The organism is Psychrobacter sp. 1Y10, assembly GCF_052259005.1.
Lineage (GTDB): Bacteria > Pseudomonadota > Gammaproteobacteria > Pseudomonadales > Moraxellaceae > Psychrobacter > Psychrobacter saeujeotis.
This window is the reverse complement of sequence record NZ_JBQQES010000011.1, coordinates 26,534-47,969: the sequence shown is the minus strand read 5'-3', so window position 1 is coordinate 47,969 and position 21,436 is coordinate 26,534. Positions and strand designations below refer to the sequence as shown.

Genomic DNA, 21,436 nt, shown 5'->3' with positions numbered 1-21,436 from the left:
GATTGACCTTATGATACTTGGCTTTCATTTCCAGCCATCTTCTCTGTATCAACCGCATCTTCTATCGTTACTAGTGTCTGTAGTAAGTCGATTGCTTCGTTGATAGTATTGCACACCACCAAACGATCGAGATCTTGCTGCTTCATAAAGCCTTGCTCAGTGGTATATTTTAAATGCTCAATCATACGATCATAAAAGCCATTAATATTGAGAATAATCATCGGTTTTTCGTGCTGATACAGCTGACGCCATGTGGCAATCTCCATTATCTCTTCTAATGTCCCAAGCCCGCCTGGCAACGTAATAAAAGCGTCTGCGTACTCTGCCATGACCGTTTTACGTGTGTGCATCGTATCAGTCAGATGCAGCCGTGTTAGCTGGTCATGCGCAATTTCATGTTTGAGCATAAACGTTGGAATCACACCGACAGCTTGTGCCCCGCCTTTGATAACTTCGTCAGCCACTGAGCCCATAAGACCAATACTGGCACCACCATATACCAAGCCCATACCGTTTTTTGCCAAGGCTTGTCCCAACTCACGTGCTGCTTGCTCATAAATATCACTATTGCCCAAACGCGAACCGCAATAGACTGCGACCAATGGCATAGTCAACGCTGATTTATCTACTGCCTTTTCAATATGTGCAATATCTTGGCTGGTCAATACTTCATAAGTGTCATTGTTAATTTTCATTTGCATAAAGCGCCCCTAATTTTGTATGGATTATCATTTGTGTGTATGACTATATTAAACTGTTTTAATAATTGTGTGCTTTGAACAAATACATTGCTCGCAGCTGATACCAAGTGTGTTTATTTTTCATTGTAGATAGAGTGTTGTCGATGCTCTGTTAATTACGCATAATAAACATAAATTGGTTTCACGTCTATTTTCGGACTTTGGAATATATAAACGATGAAAGATAATGTTAGATAAAGAGATACAACCAAGCATTTGTCTTGCTAGCATTCCTCTTAGCATAAGCTATGTTAATGGCTAATAACAACTTTTTATCACTGACGTATAATGACCAATCTTGGTAATAATACGCTGTACTTACAAGTATGCTAACCTTTACAGCATATCATTTATTAATAATCATCGCTTATTGGTACACATCATAAGGTATGGCAATGCATCAAAACCAAACACCACTTTCTGCAAATAAACAAGAGCGCATGTCTGCCACGCCTCTTGATACTACAAGCAACGCTCCATTAGAGACGAAGGTTACAAGTATCGATACTTATGCGTTGACCATCATATCTGATCGCAATCGAGCGTTAGCAGCGACCGTCTACCGTCCTAAAACTTCTGTAAACACAGCCGTGATGATCGCGCCAGCGACTGGTATCAAACGTCAGTTCTATCACAGTTTCGCGACTTTTTTAGCAGAGCAAGGCTTTGGAGTACTAACCTTTGATAATGAAGGTATTGGTGAGTCGCTGACGACCGATTTGACCAAATGTGATGCCTCTCTTATCAGTTGGGGGCGACATGATATGCCAGCCGCCCTCGATGCCTTACAAGATGAGTTCGGTAATGCCACTTATCACCTGATTGGCCATAGCGCAGGCGGTCAGCTGATTGGCCTTATGCCCAACTATGCCTCTATTGCTTCAGTTTTTAATGTCGCTTGTTCATCAGGGCGCATTAAAAATATGGACATGCCTTATAAGCTCAAGGCCATGGGTTTTATGGACGCCTTTATTCCACTCACTAACTTAACCTTAGGCTACACCCCAGCTGATAAAATCGGTATGGGCGAGCCGCTACCGCGCGGCGTAGCTCGTCAGTGGCGCGCGTGGTGCAATGGCGCAGGCTATATCAAGACCGCCTTTGGCAAAAGTGTCCACACGCATTTTTATGCTGAGATTAGCATGCCAGCATTATGGCTCGGCTTTAGCGATGATGACATTGCCAATAGTAAAAACATGGATGACATGATTCGCGTATTTACCAAAATGCCAATCGAAAAACGCATCTTTGATCCAAAAGACTTTGGCCTAAACAGCATTGGACACATGCGCTATTTTAGTAGTAGAACCAACGCTAAAGCTCCTAAACTGTGGCAAATGGCAGTGGATTGGCTAAACGAGCAATCACAATAAATATAATGCATCTTATATTCAAACCGCTTATTTATTTGTTGATGCTATTAGCCTCTTCTGCCCTGAGGCGCTTAGTCAAAGCAGAATGCAATGACGGTGTCATGTTATGAATGTTGCCTAGCATCCACTTAACGTAACCAATAGGTACTTCTTTAATAAGCTTGCCTTTATACTTACCAAATGGCATCTTCGCGACTGGGTTGGCGGTGTTCGAAATCTTGTGCGCTGTCTCAAAATCTATGGGCTTGATTTGTAGGCGCTCACAGCAAGCTTGGTAAAGCAAATAACACATGCGCGCATCACCTAGTGCATCATGTGCAGCAATGGTCATTTTGCTGGCTTCCTCTTGTCCCAATAACTGCTCAATACATTTGGACTGCCCATAATAGCGCCATTCTGGAAAAGCGACGCGCGCCAGTCGCACGGTACAAATCAGCTTAGCAGACGGCCTACCGATCACTCGCCAATCAAAGCGTACGTTATGGCCAATCAGATACTGCGGCAAGTCAAATTCATCCAATTCAAAACGCTCAAGTCCAGCGACATCATCATCGGTAATGCCATGAACTTTGATCACAATTGGTGATATAGGACGGCCACTGTTAAAGTATTTCATCCACTCAAACCCACTGGCCACATTAATGGTTGCAACTTGGATAGGTCGTGGATCTCGACCTTGGTCGGTTTCAGTATCAATAACAAGCGCAGTATCAGTCATAAAAAACCAGTCATCAGTATTAGTCCCAAAAGAGTCAGTCAAGAATCTAGCCAATTCACTATAAAATCTATGCCAGTAGTAAATTCTTATAAAAGTATCGATTTTTTTCTATACTAACTATAGTATTGTCATATGCATGCTCAGTCTTTATGGGGATAAAAGCGTCATATAACAATGACATACAAACATTAAAGAACAAGGCATCTATAATATTAAGGTGTGTTGTACACTCGACCTTTGTAAATGTCCAACACGATTTAGAGTAAACCACAAAACACAATAAGAGATGTCGATGCCAGTAGATCAAAAAAACCAGCAACCAAAGCCTGCACGTTTGCGCCGTATGCTGAGTGTGTTAATCAAAGCTGCTGTGCTATTGGCCTTATTATTTGTATTCGACAAACTTCTCCCAAGTATCAGTCAACAAACACAGTCCTTTGTCGTCGCAAAATGGCAACAGTTGAGTCTGCTACAACAAGAGTTGCCAACAGAAGATAGCCTGCCAAGTCCACTACCAGATCAGCACCTGACCGATACTTGGGGCGCTGCTCGTAGTCAAGGTCGCACACATGAAGGCATCGATATCTTTGCACCGCGCGGCACACCAGTACAGTCAACGACGCAAGGCATTGTCAGTAAGGTTGGCGAAAATACATTAGGCGGACGTGTGGTGGTGATCGTAGGTCCTGGCGGTGCAGGACATTATTATGCACACCTAGAAGATTATGCTGATATAACTCCCAACGACTGGGTAGATGCTGGTGATATCATTGGCTATGTTGGTGATAGTGGTAATGCCAAAGGTACACCGCCACATGTACATTATGGTATTTATATCAGCGGCAGTGCTGTCAATCCTTACCCACTTTTACAAAAAGACTAAAGCATAGGCTCAGATCGTACATGATTGGTGGGGAACAGCGCACTAAACGTCGACCCTACGCCTTCTGTTGACTCAATTTGTAAGTTTACATCGTATTGATACAAGACATGTTTGACAATTGCTAGACCTAACCCAGTACCGCCCGTAGCACGGCTACGACCACTGTCGATACGATAAAAACGCTCAGTCAACCGCGTGATATGTTGCGGCGCAATACCGATACCATCATCTTCAACAGCAAAGCGACAGCCTTCAGAGGTCTTCGCCCAACTGATTGTAATATTGCCACCTTTTGGCGTATATTTAATAGCATTAATAACCAAGTTGGATAAGGCACTATTTAAGTACATCTCTGACCCGTACAACCCATCGTAGGTGTCTATCTGCAAGTGAATGCTATGATTATATTCTTGGTTATAGGCCTGCGCGTCATCATAGATATGGGTAAGCAGTTTGGTCATATTAATATAATGAAACTCATGCGTCTCTTCAATCTCAATCCGAGACAACAGTAATAAATCATTGACGATTCTATTCATACGCGCTGTCTGCTGGGTCATCAGCTCAAACCCACGCTGCCAATGCGGCGGCATGTCTGGCTGATCTGAAAAGTTTTCGAGATAACCCATGAGGACTGTCAATGGTGTTCTAAGCTCATGTGAGACATTTGCCACAAAGTCGCGGCGCATTTGTTCCAAATGATGCAGGCGAGTCACATCATAGATGATTAATAGTTTTTCGTCCCCAAAAGGGGTGAGCTCACATTTCAAATAACGCTTAGGATCTCGCCAAGATGCCATATGCACACCATCGTTGGGTGTCGTCATGACTTGATAGTACTGGCGAAACTCAGGCACATTGATAAAATCAAAAATACTCCTACCTTTATCCGCTACTTGTAACAATAGCAAATCCTCAGCAGCTTGATTCCACCACTCTAGACTATCATCATCATTGAGCAATATTACGGCGTCTTGTAGAGCGCGTAATGAGCTTCTTATTTTTTTGAGCTGACCCATCACTTCTTGCTGGGTTGCTTGATCTTGCGGGTGCTGTTCTGGCTCGTTTTGTTGCTCGTTTTCTATAGGCATTATCATATCATTCATTACCCTTACGACTATCTACTGCGTTACATTGTCATTCATATGTCGTTCTGTTTAGAACTGGCTCATACTGGTTCAATGAGACTCGAAAACCGATAGCCAGTACCACGAACCGTTTGGATTAAAGTATCGCAGTCGTGGGGTTTTAATAATTTACGCAAACGCCTGATATGCACATCGATCGTCCGATCTTCGATATAAACATTGCCGCCCCATACCTGATCAAGCAGTTGTGTGCGCGTATAAGCACGCTCCGGATGACTCATAAAAAACGCCAATAGCCTATATTCTGTCGGTCCGATATCCACAACCTTATCATTAGCCGTAACGCGTTGGCTTTTAGGATCTAGGCTCAGCTTACCTATCTCGATGGGCTTATCAGCACTCAGCGCACTACTACGACGCAATACCGCTTTAATCCTTGAGATTAGCTCTCGTGTTGAAAAAGGCTTGGTCATGTAATCATCAGCACCAGCATCAAGCCCATGAACTTTACTGTCCTCTTCACTTTTGGCCGTCAGCATAATGACTGGTATCTCAGCAAGCAGCTCATCGCTTTTAAGCATACGACAAAAATCAATACCACTTTTATCTCCAGGTAACATCCAATCTAATAATATGAGCGCAGGACGATGATCAACCACTTGTTGATGCGCCTCTGACACATCAGCCGCTTGCAAGCTGTCAAATCCAGCCATCTCCAATGTCATCACCACCATTTCACGAATCGCAGGCTCATCTTCGACAATCAAAATTTGCTCATTATGCATAGGACAACCTTATTGTTAAGCGCTGAATAATTATATAAGAGGGAAATTTAAGCTAAAAAAGACGGTAAACACTCGTTAATGACCGTCTATTAAACGCGTTAATTATGACAGTTTGATGACATTCGCTCTTTAAACTTCTAACAAAAAGTTTAGAGGCCCATCATTGACGCTATCGATTTGCATATCAGCTCCAAACTGTCCCGTTGCAACGTTGGGATGCTGAGTCTTTGCATAAGCGACTAATTGCTCAAACAATACTTTTGCAGCCTCGGGCGGCATCGCACCGCCAAAGTCAGGGCGTCGTCCTTTGTCTGTTTTGGCCATCAAGGTAAATTGTGATACCAGTAATAATCCGCCACCTACCTGTTGTACATTTTTATCCAGTTTGCCAAGTTTAGCTGGATCAGCTGTATTTTCAAAAACACGATAAGTGACAATCTTATCGATCATACGTTTTGCCTGTTGTAAGTCATCATCGGGTCCTAAGCCAATATATGCCAAGAGCCCATGTTCAATTGAGCCTATACAACATTCATCAACTATAACACTAGCACGGTTTACCCGCTGAATTAGAGCTTTCATAAACTGCTTCCTTAAACAATTATGGTCATACGATTGAGTACTGACCATGGTAAAATATAAATATTTATTATTTCTAACTTTTATTTTCTTATTTTAACAACTACTTTGGTAACCCTTTATGACTTTATTTACCACCATTCAGCAGTTTGTACCGCAGCAAAAACTTAGTAAAGTTGCTGGACGTTTGGCGGCTAGCCGTCATCCAATGGTTAAACGTGCTTTTATTCGCAGCTTTGCAAAAGCATATGATGTAAAGTTGGATGAATACGAACGTCAAAGCTTAAATGCTTACGAGAGCTTTAACGATTTTTTTACCCGTGAACTCAAAGATGATGCTCGTGCTATCGATACTACCGTCCATGGCATTGTAAGCCCTGCTGACGGTATTGTCTCGCAGCTTGGTCAAATTAACGATCATAAGCTACTTCAGGCTAAAGGGCGTTACTACGACATCGGACAGCTACTTGCTGATAGTGATGATGGTAGTTACTTCGCTGATGGTAGTTTTGCTACTGTTTATCTAGCGCCCAGCAACTATCACCGTGTGCACATGCCTTTTACAGGTACCTTGACCAAAACTCGCTATGTGCCAGGTACATTATTTTCAGTCAATAATACCACTGCTGCTAACGTGCCCGACTTATTTGCCCGTAACGAGCGTTTGGTTTGTATGTTTGATACCGAATACGGCAAAGCAGCAGTCGTGATGGTTGGCGCTATGATTGTCGCCGGTATTGAGACGGTAGCGACAGGAAAAATTACCCGTACCGACGATATTCAAGAAGCTGAGCATAGTATGGTGTTGGCTCAAGGTGATGAGCTTGGGCGCTTTTATCTGGGGTCAACCGCCATTGTTATATTGCCTAAAGCTGCAAAAGCTGACTGGCAAGATAATATAATGGCGAACAGCGTGGTACAAATGGGTCAATTACTAGGGGCTGCCCATACGGGAAAATAAATAAAACCCCAATAAAAAACCCAGTCAATAGCATGACACTCATGACACTATTGGCTGGGTTTTGTTTTGCGCCGCATTATCCATCGTTTACACTATGAATAACTTCATATCATCTGTACCAAATGTTTTAGTAACGAAAATGTTTGACAATAGGATAGGTGAAAAGGATATTCTCTTCTTGCGTACCATCTCCAATATTGTGAATAATAAGCGGCGTTCCATCGGCAGTCTTTTTGTTTGAGACGATACCAATATGCGGCACATTGTCTTTTGGCAGTCGCCACGTCACGATATCCCCTGTCTTAAAACTGTCTTTATCAGTGACAGATAGTGATTTTCCATGACGCTCAAAAAACACTTCAAGATTGGCCACTCGGCGATGATCAATATTGTTATCCGGTGACTTTAATCCCCAATTCTTTGGATATTCTGACCAATTTGACTTCATGTCGTGATTGACCAGCTGCTGTAAATCTATATTTTGCAAACGATAAGCACGTACGATGACATCGGTACTTCTCCCCGTTTTCATCGGTACATCACCACGTGGAAAGTCCAGTTTTTGATAAGTGGCGTCATAATTGACTGTCACGCCGATTTGTTTTTTGGCATCTGCTGCCAGCTTGCTACCACTGCTGTTAGGACTGGCAGCCATCACTGGTTGTATCATCATTATTAAAAATACAACTGCTAAGAGCGGTTTAAAACCGTACTGCTTTACCCTATTCATCTTTTATGCCTTATATTGTCTATTTTTAATAAAATCTGACTAGGCACTTCATTATCTAGATTGTTTAATAACTACCTTTAACGATAATTGACTACTTAATCAGATTACTAATAGTCTTAAATGCAGGGTCGCGACTTGTGCGACATAGCTCAAACAATATGGTCTCAACCGTAGTAATTACCCCACCTGCGCGGCGAATACGCCGTATGGCTTGTTTTTTATCATATGGAAAGCGTGATCCTACCGCATCACCAACGATGACTGGTTGCATGCCATTATCCAGTAAATCTAACGCCGTTTGCATGACACACACATGCGTCTCAACGCCAAATAGTAGAACGATACTACGGTTTTGCTGCGCCAAATAATGCCATGAATCATCGTTGTCGCAAGCGCTAAATGTAACTTTTTCAAAACTTTTAGCATTATCACCTTCTAATAGCTCAAAAACTTCAGGTAACGTATCACCGAGACCTTTTTTATATTGCTCATTAAGCATAATAGGGATATCAAGGGCCTGTAGACCTTTTATCAACGTTGTTATTTTTTTGACGATGTTTTCGTGATCATAAATGTGCGGCGTTAGGCGCTCTTGCACATCGATAAGCATTGCTTGCGTGTTTTCACGAGCGATGCGATAAGTACGATCGGTAATCATAGTGGCCATATTGAGTACACTCCTTGTACGTTTGTAGCACATCGCTACAGACTAAATGATTGATTTGTTGTTATTTGATATACGCTCATTTAGTCATATTTCGTCCGGTGCGTCAATAAACATAATCTTTATTAACAACTTATGAACGTTATGTCATAGATGGTTTTTGATTGTTTACACACAAACAAGCCTCCAGTTATTTAACCGAAGGCTTGGGTTAGCATATTTAAATTTTACAAAACGACTGCTATTTCAAAATCTTAAACACGCTCAATCACGGTCGCGATACCTTGACCTAGACCGATACACATGGTTGCAAGGCCAAGCTCAGTGTCAGACTGCTCCATAGCGTTTAATAAGGTAACCGTGATACGAGCACCCGAACAGCCTAGTGGATGACCTAGAGCAATGGCACCGCCATTGATGTTGACGATGTCTTGCTTGTCAGTCAAGTTCAAGGCTTTAAGTACTGACAAGCCTTGCGCTGCAAAGGCTTCGTTTAGCTCGATGGTTTGCATATCATCGATGCTCATACCAGCGCGCTTAAGTGCTTTGTTCGTGGCAGGTACAGGGCCATAACCCATGATAGCGGCATCACAACCAGCAACAGCCATGCTGCGAATACGAGCACGAGGCTTAAGACCTAAATCTTTAGCTTTTTGTGCGCTCATTACTAGCATTGCTGACGCACCGTCAGATAGGGCAGATGAAGTAGCAGCAGTCACTGTACCGCCTTTAGGATCAAAGGCTGGACGTAGCTTTTGCATTTGCTCCATTGTCGCATCTGGACGAATCACTTCATCAACAGTACATAGTTGCAGACGACCAGCGGCATCATGACCTTCGATACCGATGATTTCATTGTCAAAACGACCTTCAGTAGTCGCAGCCCATGCACGGCGATGTGACTCAAGACCGAAGGCGTCTTGCTCTTCACGGGTAATGTTATTCATACGACCAAGCATTTCAGCTGTCAAACCCATCATGTTTGAGGCTTTTGCATAATGCTTAGAGGCTGCTGGGTTTAGATCCACGCCATGCATCATACCAACGTGACCCATGTGCTCAACGCCACCAATGATAAATACATCACCTTGGTTGGTCATAATTTGCGCCGCTGCCGTATGTAGCGCCTGCATAGAAGAGCCGCATAGACGGTTGACCGTTTGACCGCCAGCGGTCTTTGGAATACCAGCCAGCAGACCAATATTACGACCGATGTTCAGACCTTGCTCAAGCGTCTGGTTGACACAGCCCCAAATAATATCTTCGACATCGTTGGTATCGAAATCGTTACGCTCTACCAAAGCACGGACCAATTCCGCTGAGATGTTATCAGCGCGAACATGGCGAAACATACCGTTTTTAGATTTTCCCATGGCTGAGCGTACACCGTCTACGATGACCACATCTTTTGGACTTAAAGTTGTCATACTATCTTCCTTTTCAATTTTTATTGTCAGTGTTATCAGTTCGCTTTGATACTAGATACGATATGTACTTGTATACCTAACTTTTTAGGGCTAGAAACAAATTGAACCGAACAAAACGGTACGCTTGCTGTTCACTTTCTCGATATAGCCATTGCTATCAGCGATACTTGCAAACGCACCCCACTTATCCTTATACGGTATGCTCGTTACGCTGTGGCGTAAAAAGTCTCACCTGCAGCTGCCATGTCGCGAATCTTTTGCGGGGCTTCATAGGCTTTGCCAAGGTGTGCGTACTTTTCACACAGTGCCAAGTAGTTATCTAGACCCATTTGGTCGATATAACGGCAAGGACCACCGCGGAACGGCGGGAAACCAACACCCATGATCATCGCCATATCAGCCTCACTTGGCGTGCTGACGATGTTGTCTTCTAGGCAGCGGACGGTCTCATTACAGAAAGCCAGCATGGTGCGGTCGATGATGGTTTGATCATCAAACGCTTGCGTGTCGCTATCTGTGGTGGTTTTTAACAGCTCGTAAGTGGCGTCGTCAGCGACTTTCTTTGGCTTACCGCGCTTGTCTGTTTCGTACTTATAGAAACCAACACCGTTCTTTTGACCTAGACGCTCATTGTCATACAGATGCTGAATCGCGCCCTTATAATCAGGCTTCATACGGTCAGGGAAGCCTTCCGCCATGACTTCTGCGCCGTGCACACCAGTGTCTAGACCGACCACATCAATTAAGTAAGCAGGACCCATTGGCCAGCCAAATTTCTCCATGACTTTATCAACATGGACAAAGTCAGCACCTTGCTTAAGCAATAAATCAAACGCACCAAAGTATGGGAACAATACGCGGTTCACTAAGAAACCTGGGCAGTCATTTACCACAACTGGCACTTTACCCATTTTTGAAGCTAGCGCGACAGTGGTCGAAATCGCTTCTTCAGATGACTTCTCGCCGCGGATAACTTCTACTAATGGCATACGGTTTACTGGGTTAAAGAAATGCATACCGACGAAGTTTTCAGGACGCTCAAGTGCTTCGGCTAAGAAAGTAATAGAGATAGTCGAGGTGTTTGACGCTAGGATACAATCGTCTTTTACTAGACCCTCTACTTCTTTTAGTACCGCACGCTTGACGTTCGGATTCTCTACTACCGCTTCGATAACGATGTCAGTTTCAGCAAAGTCACCATAGTTAAGGGTTGGACGAATACGGCTCAAGGTTTCACCCATTTTCGCTGGGGTCATTTTACCGCGATCAACCATCTTGCCTAATAGCTTGCTGGCTTCGCCCATACCAAGATCTAATTGCTCAGACTTGATATCTTTCATAATAATTGGCAAGCCCTTGCTCGCTGCCTGATAAGCGATACCGCCGCCCATGATACCAGCACCCAATACAGCCGCTTCATTGATATCATGTGCTTGCTTGCTGTGCTGCTTCGCTAATTTTTTAACCAATTGATCATTTAAGAATAGACCAACCAAGCTTTCTGCTTGTGGCGTTTTCGCCGCTTTAGCGAAATAAGTCGCTTCCACTTCAATTGCTTTATCACGTGGCAGATTTACATGCTTTTCAATCGCTTCAATAGCAAGCGCAGGCGCTGGGTACTGCTTAGGATTAGCTTTGGCAAAGATCATACCTTTTGCGCTGTTAAACGCCATCGCTTGTTCAAGCTGATTTAATTTAACAGGCTCAAGCTTCTCTTCACGCTTCGCTTGCCAATCAAGCTCACCTGAGATACATTTTTTGACTAGGTCAATTGCCGCATCTTGTAAGTCATCAGCAGGTACGGTCGCATCAACCAAGCCTAGCTTTAAGGCATCCAACGCTTTTTGGGGCTTACCAGTCGCGATGAGCTCAAGCGCGTTATCAATACCGATTACACGTGTACTACGAACCGTACCACCAAAACCTGGGAAGATACCCAATTGAGTTTCTGGTAGACCGATAATCGCTTTGTCACTCATGACGCGATATTCGCAAACTAAGGTCATCTCACAACCACCGCCAAGCGCCGCGCCATTGATAGCAGCTACTTTCGGGAACGGTAAGTCTTCAAAGCGATTAAAAGTATCGTTAATACCAACGACCCACTCTTTAATCTCACTTTCTGGCTTCTTAAATGAGCCGACGAATTCAGTGATGTCAGCACCAGCGATAAAGACGCCTTTGCTTGAAGTGACGATTAAACCTTTGACGTCATCAGACTTTTCAAGTGCACTGACCGCTTCAGTAAACTGCTTATTGGTTTCGGCATCGAACTTGTTCACGCTCTCATTTTCGGCGTTGTATTGCATGTTGGCGATGCCATCCTCTAGCATTGTCACCGTGATGCGATTTCCTTGATATACCATTTGAAACTCCTTGCTATGTAATAAAAGCTATGTAATAAAGATCAAATTATAAAAGCTACGTTTTAGAATGAAAATAACTAGCTAATGGTTGTAAATAAAACGAATAAAATTACTGTCAATTTATAAGTCTACAACCCAACGACTGATAAAAGACAGTGATGATGTGTTTATTATTTTGCGCTCATTGATATGGCGCTTGGTTATACTGTTTTGACGTCATTTAGTGTAGGGGATTATGCCCCCAACTGTCACAAGCTAATATCAGACTCACAAGTCACTATTAACATTAATTGATAACATCCAAACTCGTCAACCAATCACTGACATCTACCTTGTACTTTATACCTTGTCACTAGTTTTTTTATATGCGTATTAGTTTGTGAATTCTAAATACCATCTATTTGATTGAGCAACAGTACCAAGACGTGTGATTACTTCATCAAAACACATTCAACCTATAAGTTAAATCACCAATACGTAACCAAAATAAAACAGCGCTTAGCATATACGCATAAGCCATATCAGCTATCATGTTACACTGGCTTGTTATCTATTTTTATTCACGTATTCTCTATTTTTATTTATATGGTGGTTGGTTGAGTTATGTCTGTTTCTACTGCGCCTCGTTTTGTTCCTTTTACCAATTTTGAGCACTTTTATAGCACATTACGCGCACAGTTAGCGCAAGATATTGACGTATTATTTGCTTATGCAAACTTACCAAGTCCGCTTGATGACGCATGTCGTTATGTGATGACTGGACAAGGCAAATTGGTACGACCTTTATTAGTGGCCAGTAGTTTTGTCAGTATTGATGCCAGTATAAATGTAGATGGTGAAGCAGATATTGAGACAGATGATTTATTTGACATCTCAAATTTAACAGATCACGTAAAAATCGCTGACTTACAATCACTGCTAGAAAACGACTCAGATTATGACATGTGTCGCCGCGCTGCATTGGCTGTAGAGCTATTGCATACGTATTCATTGGTCCATGATGACTTGCCATGCATGGATGACGATGAGCTGCGCCGAGGCCAGCCAACTTGTCACATTGTGTTTGACGAAGCGACGGCACTACTGGCGGGTGATGTATTGCAAACTTTGGCCTTTGAGGTTTTAACCGCAGAGCTGCCTACCTTCGCGCCTTTTGATTCAGACATTGCAAGCCAGCTATTGGCCGTGTTTGCACCGCGCGCTCGCCGCATGGTCTCAGGTCAAATGCTGGATCTGAATGCTGAAGCGCGTACTAATATTTCTCAAGAAGAACTAGAAGCCATTCACCGCGACAAAACTGGCGCGCTGATCGAAGCGGCAATGCTAATGGGTGGAATTTGTGCTGGAGCAACGGCTTTGCAGCGTATGGCATTACAAGAATGCGCGCAGCATATTGGACTGGCCTTTCAAGTGCAAGATGATATCTTGGACGTCACTACAACCACCGACGCCTTAGGCAAACCCGCTGGTAGCGATGAAAAACTAGACAAATCTACCTATGTCAAATTAATGGGCGTGAGCGCTGCCAAAGACTACGCCCAATCATTATTTAATAATGGACAAGCCGCTATCACTCGCGAGCTTGGTGGTGATGCAGATGATAATGCATTATTAGCATTGATAGAATGGTTATGGTCGCGTAAAAAATAATACAGTCAACTCAATATAGAAACGATATAGCGTGACTGGTATGAATTTTTTGCAGCCTCTGTCGGCGTAGGCACAGCAAACAAGGAAAATTTATACCAGTCACACGTCATAAAACCATGTATCTGTTTTATTTGATCTTGACTATAGATTAAAAACTCCGTTAAAACTTTAATCATCAAAAACAGCAAAGAGTGGTCAACATGGAAAGTACCCCTATTCCGCGTATTTACCTTGGCACTGGCGGCTATAGCGATACTGACTTATTAGGTACGTTGTATCCAACAGGCACTAAGAAGGCTGACTTCTTACGGGAGTATGCCAAGCAATACGGTGCGGTAGAGATTAACAGCACTTTTTATGCACCTATTGGCCAAAAAGCTTTTGCTGGGATGGTCAATAAAGCGTACGTGCAAGCAGACAGTCAGTTAAAGTTTGCCGTCAAGCTGCATCAAGACTTTACTCATGCCCGTAAAGGCACAGCGGAGCACGCACAATCTTTTCTTAATGCCTTGACGCCGCTAATCGAAGCTGATGCTCTTGCGCCTCTATTACTTCAATTCCCGCATGGATTTGATCGTACTCGCGAGCATCGGCTTTATCTAGCCAATCTTGTTAGCTGGTTTCAAGATTATCCACTAGCAGTCGAGTTTCGTCATAACGCATGGCACACCCCGCAAGTGGTCGATAGCTTTAAAGAACAAGGTCTGATTTGGTGTAGCGTCGATTATCCCAAAGTCAGCGGATTACCGCCGTCACGGCTGATATTTACCGAGCGCACTGGCTACCTGCGGATGCATGGCAATAATTTAAACTGGTGGGATGCCATGAGTGCCGCCGACCGCCATGATTATCGCTACTCTGAGTCTGAGATGCAGGACTGGGCGCAAGCCATTGCCAATCAGCGTCAGCATTTTGATACGCTGTATATCTTCTTTCAAAACACCGTTAAGGCTCATGCTTATTATAATATTGCGATGCTTAGGGATGCTTTGGATAAGTTTGGATTTGAGGTACTTTGATATTTAAACCATATGAAAAGCAATTAACGCCACATAGTTTTATGCTTTAAACCAAAAAAAAGGACGCCTCTCAGCGTCCTTTTTTTATTTACTCGTCAAGTCTAAAAATGCTTACTTACCTTCAACACCTGCATCTTGACCTTTGTATTTAGCGTTTGCGTAGTCCCAGTTCACTAGCTTGTCTAGGAACGTATCGACATAGTCAGGACGACGGTTACGATAATCGATGTAGTACGCGTGCTCCCATACATCACAAGTCAATACCGCGACTTTATCATGAGCCAATGGGTTATCAGCATCGCTGGTCTTCATAATAGATAGTTTGCCACCGACTTTATCAGTTACAAGCCATGCCCAACCTGAACCAAACTGTGACGTTGCTGCGTTTTTGAACTCTTCACGGAACTTATCATAGCTACCGAAATCTTCTTCGATTTTACCTTTTAGATCACCAGTAGGTTCGCCGCCACCATTGTTTGGCGTCATGCAGTTCCAGTAGAACGTATGGTTCCAAACTTGCGCTGCTTGGTTAAACATAGTCTGCTTGCTATCGTCTTTCGCAGTCGCTTCGATGATCTCTGGCAACGTTTTGTCTTCTAGGCCAGAACCTGGTAGCAAGTCTTTTAATTTATTCACATAAGCTGCGTGATGCTTATCATGGTGATACTCTAACGTTTCGGCACTGATATGTGGCTCAAGTGCGTCTTTTGCATAAGGAAGATCTGGTAGTTTAATATTTGACATAGTTATTTTATCCTTGCTTATTTGGCCACTCATATTTTGTGTATATCAAACAAGACACCACAAAATACCGAGCTAAATTGGCTGAGTTTATTGTTAATGAATGAACGTTATTGCTTGATGTGCTAGTGCCCATCAGGATGAATCTAAAGACTAATTTAATCAAATTAGCGAAAACATTGTTATTCACTTAAAAGCCAAGTGATTGACTTAAAAGCTATTATTAACTCTAAATTCACAAGCTATAAGCTATAATTCACTGTAGCTTGCCAGCTATTATAGCAAAGCATTCACACAATATCAGTTACTGAATGTTATAAGCTTTATTGATAGTATCTTGTTTCGTGCACATTCTATTAAACTATAGAGTCGGGCGTACAATAAAACCATTAGATTACGACGCAGGACTAATGTTGTTTTTTAACTTTATAACTATTAATCATATATGACTATCAATGACGGATATATTTTATGAGTCCAGCTTTACCATTACCCAAAACTACTCAAAACCAGTGGGTGCTTGCCAGTAATAATAAAGGCAAGCTGGCAGAATTTAAAAGACTCTTCGCTGAAGCCAACTTAGACGTTACTATCGTACCGCAAAGGCAGTTAGAGATTGAGGACGCTATCGAGGATGGTTTGAGCTTCGTTGAAAACGCCATTATTAAAGCGCGTCATGCCAGCCGAATCAGCGGACTGCCAGCTATTGCTGATGACTCAGGCTTATGTGTGCCAGTCTTAGGAAATGCACCAGGTATCTATTCAGCGCGCTACGCAGGCGAACATGGCAACGATGTCAAGAACAACGCCAAGCTTGTCACTGACTTGCTTCCTATCCGTGATGAGCAGCCAGATACACCCATTAAAGGTATGTTCGTCTGCGTACTGGCAATGGTACGTCATGCTGATGACCCGCTGCCGATTATCGCCCAAGGTCTATGGCATGGGGAAATCTTGGAGGCGCCGCATGGTGACGGCGGCTTTGGTTATGATCCGCTGTTTTGGTTACCCAAGCTGCAAGCAACTGCCGCAAGCTTAAGTGCCACTGACAAAAACAGCATCAGCCACCGCGGGCAAGCTATCCAGCAGTTATTAGAGCAGTTATAGCTATTTATATAATGGCTACTGACATAAATAGCGCTCGTTCTTTTTACGATAATAGGTTTTTAGTCTTAACTTTCTGTACTTGTTTATTAATGCTTTTTTATTAGTGCTTTTGTCTATTAGTACTTTTGCTTACCGTCCATCCTGACAGATAGCTTTTACTTTAATTAACAGATAGATTATACTGTTCTACTTTTAAAATTTTATTACAAGATTCTGGTCGACTGTACCATTTATAAAAGCACAATGTTTATAAAAGCCTAACGTATGAAAGTGCAATAGTCATTGCAGCGCTTTTGGTAGAGAAGATTGGTCTTGGATTATCGATATTGGATACTAGATGGTGTTATTTGCACTATTTGATGACCGACTTATCAGTATCGAAATATAAGTATTTTAGTACCCCTATTCATTCCAATGGCAATCGGCATAACCCTTATATATCTAGAGGGGCGATTGCCTGTTATTTTAATCATAAAGGTGTAATTAACATGGCTACAGATTTACAAGTCACAACCAACAAGCTGTCGGAAAAAGAAACCCAGCTGACGGTGAAAGTTCCTGTTGAAAAAATTCAAAACAAAGTTGAAGGCCGTATTCGTCAAGTTGCGAAGACTGCCAAGATTGACGGTTTCCGTAAAGGTAACGTCCCTATGTCTCATATCCGTTCACAGTATGGTGCTGGTATTCAGCAAGAAGTGATCAATGATGTGATTCGCGATACCGTGTTTGAAGCAATCAAATCTGAAGACATTCGCGCCGTTGGCATGCCAAACATCGATGATGTCAAATTAGAAGACGACTTCTTAGTTTATCAAGCGACTGTTGAAATCTTCCCAGAAGTCGACGTCCAAGGTATCGATGAGATCGAAGTTGAGCGCCATACCGCGACTGTTAAAGATGAAGACGTCGATACTATGATCGAAAACTTGCAAAAGCAGCGTCAAGAGTTCGTCGAGAAAAAAGGCATGGCAGCCAAAGACAATCAAGTGACTTTCGACTTTGAAGGTTCAATTGATGGTGAGAAGTTCGAAGGTGGCTCAGCTGAGGACTTTAAATTGGTTATCGGTAGCAACCAGATGATCCCAGGTTTTGAAGCTGGCATCAAAGGCATGAAAGCTGGCGAAGAAAAAGTCATTGACGTAACTTTCCCAGAAGACTATCAAGCTGAAAACCTAGCGGGTAAAGAAGCTCAGTTCAAAATCAATGTAAAATTGGTCGAAAAATCAAAACTACCTGAAATCGACGACGAGTTCCTTGAGCTATTTGGCGTGACTGAAGGTGGCGTTGACAAGCTAAAAGAAGACGTACGCAAAAACATGGAACGCGAAATCAAAAACGCAGCGCGTAGCCAAGTTAAGCAAGCGACTTTTGATGCGCTACTAGAAAAGAACGAATTTGATGTACCAAATGCGATGCTAGAGCAAGAAATCGAACGTCAACGCAACATGATGATGCAGCGTTTTTCTCAGCAGTTTGGCGCTAATGCTGATAGCTTTGATAAAGACATGCTGCCAAATGAGCTATTTGAAGAGCAAGCGTTACGTGCAGCCCGTCTTGGTATCATCGTGGCCCGTGTTATCGACACACAAAACCTTGAAGTAGATCAAGAGCGCGTTGAGACCTTCATCAAAGAAGCTGCAGAAAACTATGAAGACCCAAGTGAGGTCATCGAGTACTACACCAATGATAAACAGCAACGTGCAAACATTGAGTCTGTCGTATTAGAAGACCAAGTGGTTGATTATCTCATTGATCAAGGTAACGTCACTGACAAAGAAGTTAGCTACCAAGACTTACTAGCGGCTCAGCAACAACAGCAACAAGCTATGTAAATTAGCGTTCTCACGCTATTGATCTAGAGTGTAACAAGAATGCCCTAACGGTTTGTTGGGGCATTTTTATTCGTGGTTTATGAGGCTGCCCCTTGATAATTGAGCGCAAACACCCTATCAATAGGGAATCATTCTTTGTACAACCATCTAAGTTGTTATTATGAGTCACGCTGTCCGTTTAATCGCTACTTTTTAGGATTTGTATAAACGCAAACGTAGAGACGCAATTATTTTAGGCGTCTAATTATCGGGTACTGCTATTAATTATTATTAAAGTTAACTGAAAATTAATACAGCCTCATAATTAAACCAGTTATCATGGCGTCAGTTGTTGTTAATTACTATGGCTAATGATTACAAAGCATTTATATCGAACAAGGCGTAATACTTAATAACGCTTACATATTATTGTCTGATACACTATTTTGCATCTCACTATTAGACTGTAGCACGATAAACCCTTAGCTCATTTTGTAACTCTATTTTATACACTTATTTATAGGACATTTTATGACAGATTATGATCGCATCACCGCCAACCCTCATTTTGATATGTTAATGAGTGCACATAACGATGTGCAAAGCATGCAAAATGCACCTCAAGCAGCATTGGTACCGATGGTTGTAGAACAGTCGTCACGCGGTGAACGCTCTTTTGATATCTTCTCGCGCTTGCTCCGTGAGCGTGTGATCTTTTTGACAGGTCAGGTTGAAGACCACATGGCCAATCTAATCGTGGCACAGCTGCTATTTTTAGAAGCTGAAAACCCTGATAAAGATATCCACTTATATATTAATTCACCAGGTGGTTCAGTCAGTGCAGGTTTGGCTATTTTTGATACTATGAATTTCATTAAGCCTGAAGTATCGACTATTTGTATGGGCGGTGCTTACAGTATGGGTTCTTTCCTATTGGCTGCTGGTCAAAGAGGCAAGCGCTATGCACTAGCCAATTCTCGCGTAATGATTCACCAGCCTTCAGGTGGTGCTCAAGGTCAGGCAACAGATATCGAAATTAACGCGCGTGAAATTCTAAAAACTCGCGCACGCTTAAACGAGATTTTGGCTGAGCGTACTGGTCAACCAGTAGAAAAAATCGAAAAAGACGTTGAGCGTGACTTTTGGTTAGATGCTAAAGAAGCAAAAGAATACGGTCTGGTTGATGAAGTATTAGAACGTCGCCCTGATTCTTTATAAAGACAGCACCTACCCAGCTAGATAGATAGCTATGTGGTATGAAACTAATATTACTATTGCCAACACTCAAATAAACGCAGCAATCAAGTATTAGCATCACGTACATAGGTTTAGCAAGTATAGACAGTACTAGTGATTGAGCGTTAGTTTGTTGTTGGAAATGGTACAAGCATTAAATTTTAGGAGTGCCTTTATATGGCAGAAAATAACAACCCGCATTGCTCGTTTTGTGGTAAAGCTAAAAGTGAAGTCAAGCAGCTTATTGCCGCTGACGATGCCAATATCTGTAACGAATGTATTGAACTATGTACAGATCTAATCGCTGATAGCACAACTGATGACTCTGATGGCGAGATTGATACCTCATGGGTCAATAAAAAACTGCCAACTCCTAAAGAGTTGCGTGCCAAGCTTGATGAGTACGTCATCGGTCAAGATGCTGCCAAAAAAGCATTGTCTGTCGCTGTTTACAACCATTATAAGCGTCTAAAAGTCAGCCAAACCTTGGCCAATGACAGTAAAAAGGCCAAGATCGGTGCTGATGATGCTATGGTTGAGCTAGCCAAAAGTAATATCTTGCTGATTGGTCCAACTGGCTCTGGTAAGACTTTACTTGCGCAAACCTTAGCACGTCTATTAGATGTGCCTTTTGCAATGGCTGATGCTACTACTTTAACCGAAGCTGGTTATGTCGGTGAAGACGTTGAAAACATCGTACAAAAGCTATTGCAAGCTTCTGACTATGATGTGAGCAAGGCTGAGCAAGGTATTATCTATATTGATGAGATTGATAAAATCAGTAAAAAAGGCGATAACCCGTCTATCACACGCGATGTATCAGGCGAAGGCGTGCAACAAGCCCTACTCAAGCTTATCGAAGGTACTGTCGCTGCGATTCCGCCACACGGTGGTCGTAAGCATCCGCAGCAAGAGCTTATTCAAGTAGACACCAGCAATATCCTGATTATCGTTGGCGGTGCATTTGCAGGTCTTGATCAAGTGATTCAGCAGCGTACGGAAAAAGGCGGTATTGGTTTTAACGCCGATGTCAGCTCAAAAGATGACAGCCGTCGCAGCTCAGATTTGCTCCAGCAAGTCGAGCCAGAGGATTTAATCAAGTTTGGTCTTATCCCTGAGCTAATCGGTCGTTTGCCAGTGTTGGCAGCACTTGAAGAGCTTGACGAAGAAGCATTGGTACAGATCCTAACTGAGCCAAAAAACGCTCTGGTAAAACAGTATAAGTATCTGTTCGATATGGAAGGCGCTGATATTAGCTTTACTCAAGAAGCGCTTGATGCCATTGCTAAAAAGGCTATGGAGCGTAAGACAGGTGCACGTGGTCTGCGCTCTATCGTAGAAAACGCCCTACTTGAGACCATGTATGAGCTACCTTCAATGAAAAATGCCAAAACGGTAATGGTTGATGAGCATGTGATCAACGATGGTAAAACCCCTAAAATTGCTTAATTTATGGTTCAGTTAAGATAGTTAGTTATAAATAATTCGCTATCACTACAAAAAAGCGTCTAGCATTTCGTGCTAAGACGCTTTTTTTATGTTTGTTTATTTGTTCTCA

General features: G+C 42.6%; 19 protein-coding genes. 9 read left to right on the top strand and 10 right to left on the bottom strand.

Features of this window, described 5'->3' with window-relative positions; translation table 11 throughout:
* Window positions 1-8 precede the first annotated feature (8 nt).
* On the bottom strand, window positions 9-701 hold the full coding sequence (locus ACTXGH_RS12765) for an LOG family protein (protein ID WP_439263511.1): 693 nt from the start codon (window positions 699-701) through the stop codon (window positions 9-11).
* A 434-nt stretch (window positions 702-1,135) separates the two neighbouring features.
* On the opposite strand from ACTXGH_RS12765, the gene ACTXGH_RS12760 reads away from it, so the two are divergent.
* Window positions 1,136-2,113 (top strand): alpha/beta hydrolase family protein, encoded by a 978-nt coding sequence (locus ACTXGH_RS12760; RefSeq protein WP_439263512.1) that lies wholly within the window; start codon window positions 1,136-1,138, stop codon window positions 2,111-2,113.
* A gap of 31 nt (window positions 2,114-2,144) precedes the next feature.
* On the opposite strand, the gene ACTXGH_RS12755 is transcribed toward ACTXGH_RS12760, so the two are convergent.
* Window positions 2,145-2,873, bottom strand: coding sequence for a 3'-5' exonuclease (locus ACTXGH_RS12755; protein ID WP_439297006.1), 729 nt, complete (start codon window positions 2,871-2,873; stop codon window positions 2,145-2,147).
* A 250-nt stretch (window positions 2,874-3,123) separates the two neighbouring features.
* Between ACTXGH_RS12755 and ACTXGH_RS12750 the strand changes: the two genes are divergently transcribed.
* Complete coding sequence (locus ACTXGH_RS12750; protein WP_439297007.1) at window positions 3,124-3,714, top strand: M23 family metallopeptidase; 591 nt, start codon at window positions 3,124-3,126, stop codon at window positions 3,712-3,714.
* Here the strand turns inward: ACTXGH_RS12750 and phoR are convergent.
* From phoR to dtd, 3 genes are all read right to left on the bottom strand, one after another.
* Window positions 3,711-4,811: a phosphate regulon sensor histidine kinase PhoR gene (phoR, locus tag ACTXGH_RS12745; RefSeq protein ID WP_439297008.1), complete on the bottom strand. Its 1,101-nt coding sequence runs from the start codon at window positions 4,809-4,811 to the stop codon at window positions 3,711-3,713. The genes ACTXGH_RS12750 and phoR overlap by 4 nt on opposite strands.
* Window positions 4,812-4,882: 71 nt before the next feature.
* Complete coding sequence (gene phoB / locus ACTXGH_RS12740) at window positions 4,883-5,587, bottom strand: phosphate regulon transcriptional regulator PhoB (protein ID WP_439297009.1); 705 nt, start codon at window positions 5,585-5,587, stop codon at window positions 4,883-4,885.
* 129 nt (window positions 5,588-5,716) lie between these two features.
* Window positions 5,717-6,169 carry a D-aminoacyl-tRNA deacylase gene (gene dtd, locus ACTXGH_RS12735; RefSeq protein ID WP_439263522.1) on the bottom strand — a complete coding sequence of 151 codons (453 nt, stop codon included), beginning with the start codon at window positions 6,167-6,169 and terminating at the stop codon, window positions 5,717-5,719.
* Window positions 6,170-6,287: 118 nt separating this feature from the next.
* Here dtd and asd point away from each other — a divergent pair, with 118 nt between their 5' ends.
* Window positions 6,288-7,127 carry an archaetidylserine decarboxylase gene (asd, locus tag ACTXGH_RS12730; RefSeq protein ID WP_439263524.1) on the top strand — a complete coding sequence of 280 codons (840 nt, stop codon included), beginning with the start codon at window positions 6,288-6,290 and terminating at the stop codon, window positions 7,125-7,127.
* A 127-nt stretch (window positions 7,128-7,254) separates the two neighbouring features.
* On the opposite strand, the gene ACTXGH_RS12725 is transcribed toward asd, so the two are convergent.
* From ACTXGH_RS12725 to fadB, 4 genes are all read right to left on the bottom strand, one after another.
* A complete protein-coding gene (locus tag ACTXGH_RS12725; protein ID WP_439297010.1) occupies window positions 7,255-7,857 on the bottom strand; it encodes a DUF1287 domain-containing protein in 603 nt (200 codons plus the stop codon).
* A gap of 91 nt (window positions 7,858-7,948) precedes the next feature.
* Window positions 7,949-8,524, bottom strand: coding sequence for an isochorismatase family protein (locus ACTXGH_RS12720; protein WP_439263528.1), 576 nt, complete (start codon window positions 8,522-8,524; stop codon window positions 7,949-7,951).
* A 251-nt stretch (window positions 8,525-8,775) separates the two neighbouring features.
* Complete coding sequence (gene fadA / locus ACTXGH_RS12715) at window positions 8,776-9,948, bottom strand: acetyl-CoA C-acyltransferase FadA (protein ID WP_439263530.1); 1,173 nt, start codon at window positions 9,946-9,948, stop codon at window positions 8,776-8,778.
* A 206-nt stretch (window positions 9,949-10,154) separates the two neighbouring features.
* Window positions 10,155-12,314, bottom strand: coding sequence for a fatty acid oxidation complex subunit alpha FadB (fadB, locus tag ACTXGH_RS12710; RefSeq protein WP_439297011.1), 2,160 nt, complete (start codon window positions 12,312-12,314; stop codon window positions 10,155-10,157).
* 603 nt (window positions 12,315-12,917) lie between these two features.
* Here fadB and ACTXGH_RS12705 point away from each other — a divergent pair.
* Both ACTXGH_RS12705 and ACTXGH_RS12700 read left to right on the top strand, forming a co-directional pair.
* Window positions 12,918-13,964 carry a polyprenyl synthetase family protein gene (locus ACTXGH_RS12705; protein WP_439297012.1) on the top strand — a complete coding sequence of 349 codons (1,047 nt, stop codon included), beginning with the start codon at window positions 12,918-12,920 and terminating at the stop codon, window positions 13,962-13,964.
* 200 nt (window positions 13,965-14,164) lie between these two features.
* Window positions 14,165-14,983, top strand: a complete 819-nt coding sequence (locus ACTXGH_RS12700) for a DUF72 domain-containing protein (protein ID WP_439297013.1) — start codon at window positions 14,165-14,167, stop codon at window positions 14,981-14,983.
* Window positions 14,984-15,094: 111 nt separating this feature from the next.
* On the opposite strand, the gene ACTXGH_RS12695 is transcribed toward ACTXGH_RS12700, so the two are convergent.
* On the bottom strand, window positions 15,095-15,727 hold the full coding sequence (locus ACTXGH_RS12695) for a superoxide dismutase (protein ID WP_439297014.1): 633 nt from the start codon (window positions 15,725-15,727) through the stop codon (window positions 15,095-15,097).
* Between the two features lie 468 nt (window positions 15,728-16,195).
* Here ACTXGH_RS12695 and rdgB point away from each other — a divergent pair, with 468 nt between their 5' ends.
* The 4 genes from rdgB (at window position 16,196) to clpX (ending at window position 21,327) form a co-directional block, all read left to right on the top strand.
* Window positions 16,196-16,831 carry an RdgB/HAM1 family non-canonical purine NTP pyrophosphatase gene (gene rdgB, locus ACTXGH_RS12690; protein WP_439297015.1) on the top strand — a complete coding sequence of 212 codons (636 nt, stop codon included), beginning with the start codon at window positions 16,196-16,198 and terminating at the stop codon, window positions 16,829-16,831.
* Window positions 16,832-17,319: 488 nt separating this feature from the next.
* Entirely contained in the window at window positions 17,320-18,663 is a 1,344-nt protein-coding gene (gene tig / locus ACTXGH_RS12685; protein WP_439263539.1) for a trigger factor, read from the top strand.
* Between the two features lie 585 nt (window positions 18,664-19,248).
* Window positions 19,249-19,860, top strand: a complete 612-nt coding sequence (gene clpP, locus ACTXGH_RS12680; protein ID WP_439263545.1) for an ATP-dependent Clp endopeptidase proteolytic subunit ClpP — start codon at window positions 19,249-19,251, stop codon at window positions 19,858-19,860.
* A gap of 195 nt (window positions 19,861-20,055) precedes the next feature.
* Window positions 20,056-21,327, top strand: a complete 1,272-nt coding sequence (gene clpX / locus ACTXGH_RS12675) for an ATP-dependent protease ATP-binding subunit ClpX (protein WP_439263541.1) — start codon at window positions 20,056-20,058, stop codon at window positions 21,325-21,327.
* Window positions 21,328-21,436: the final 109 nt, after the last annotated feature.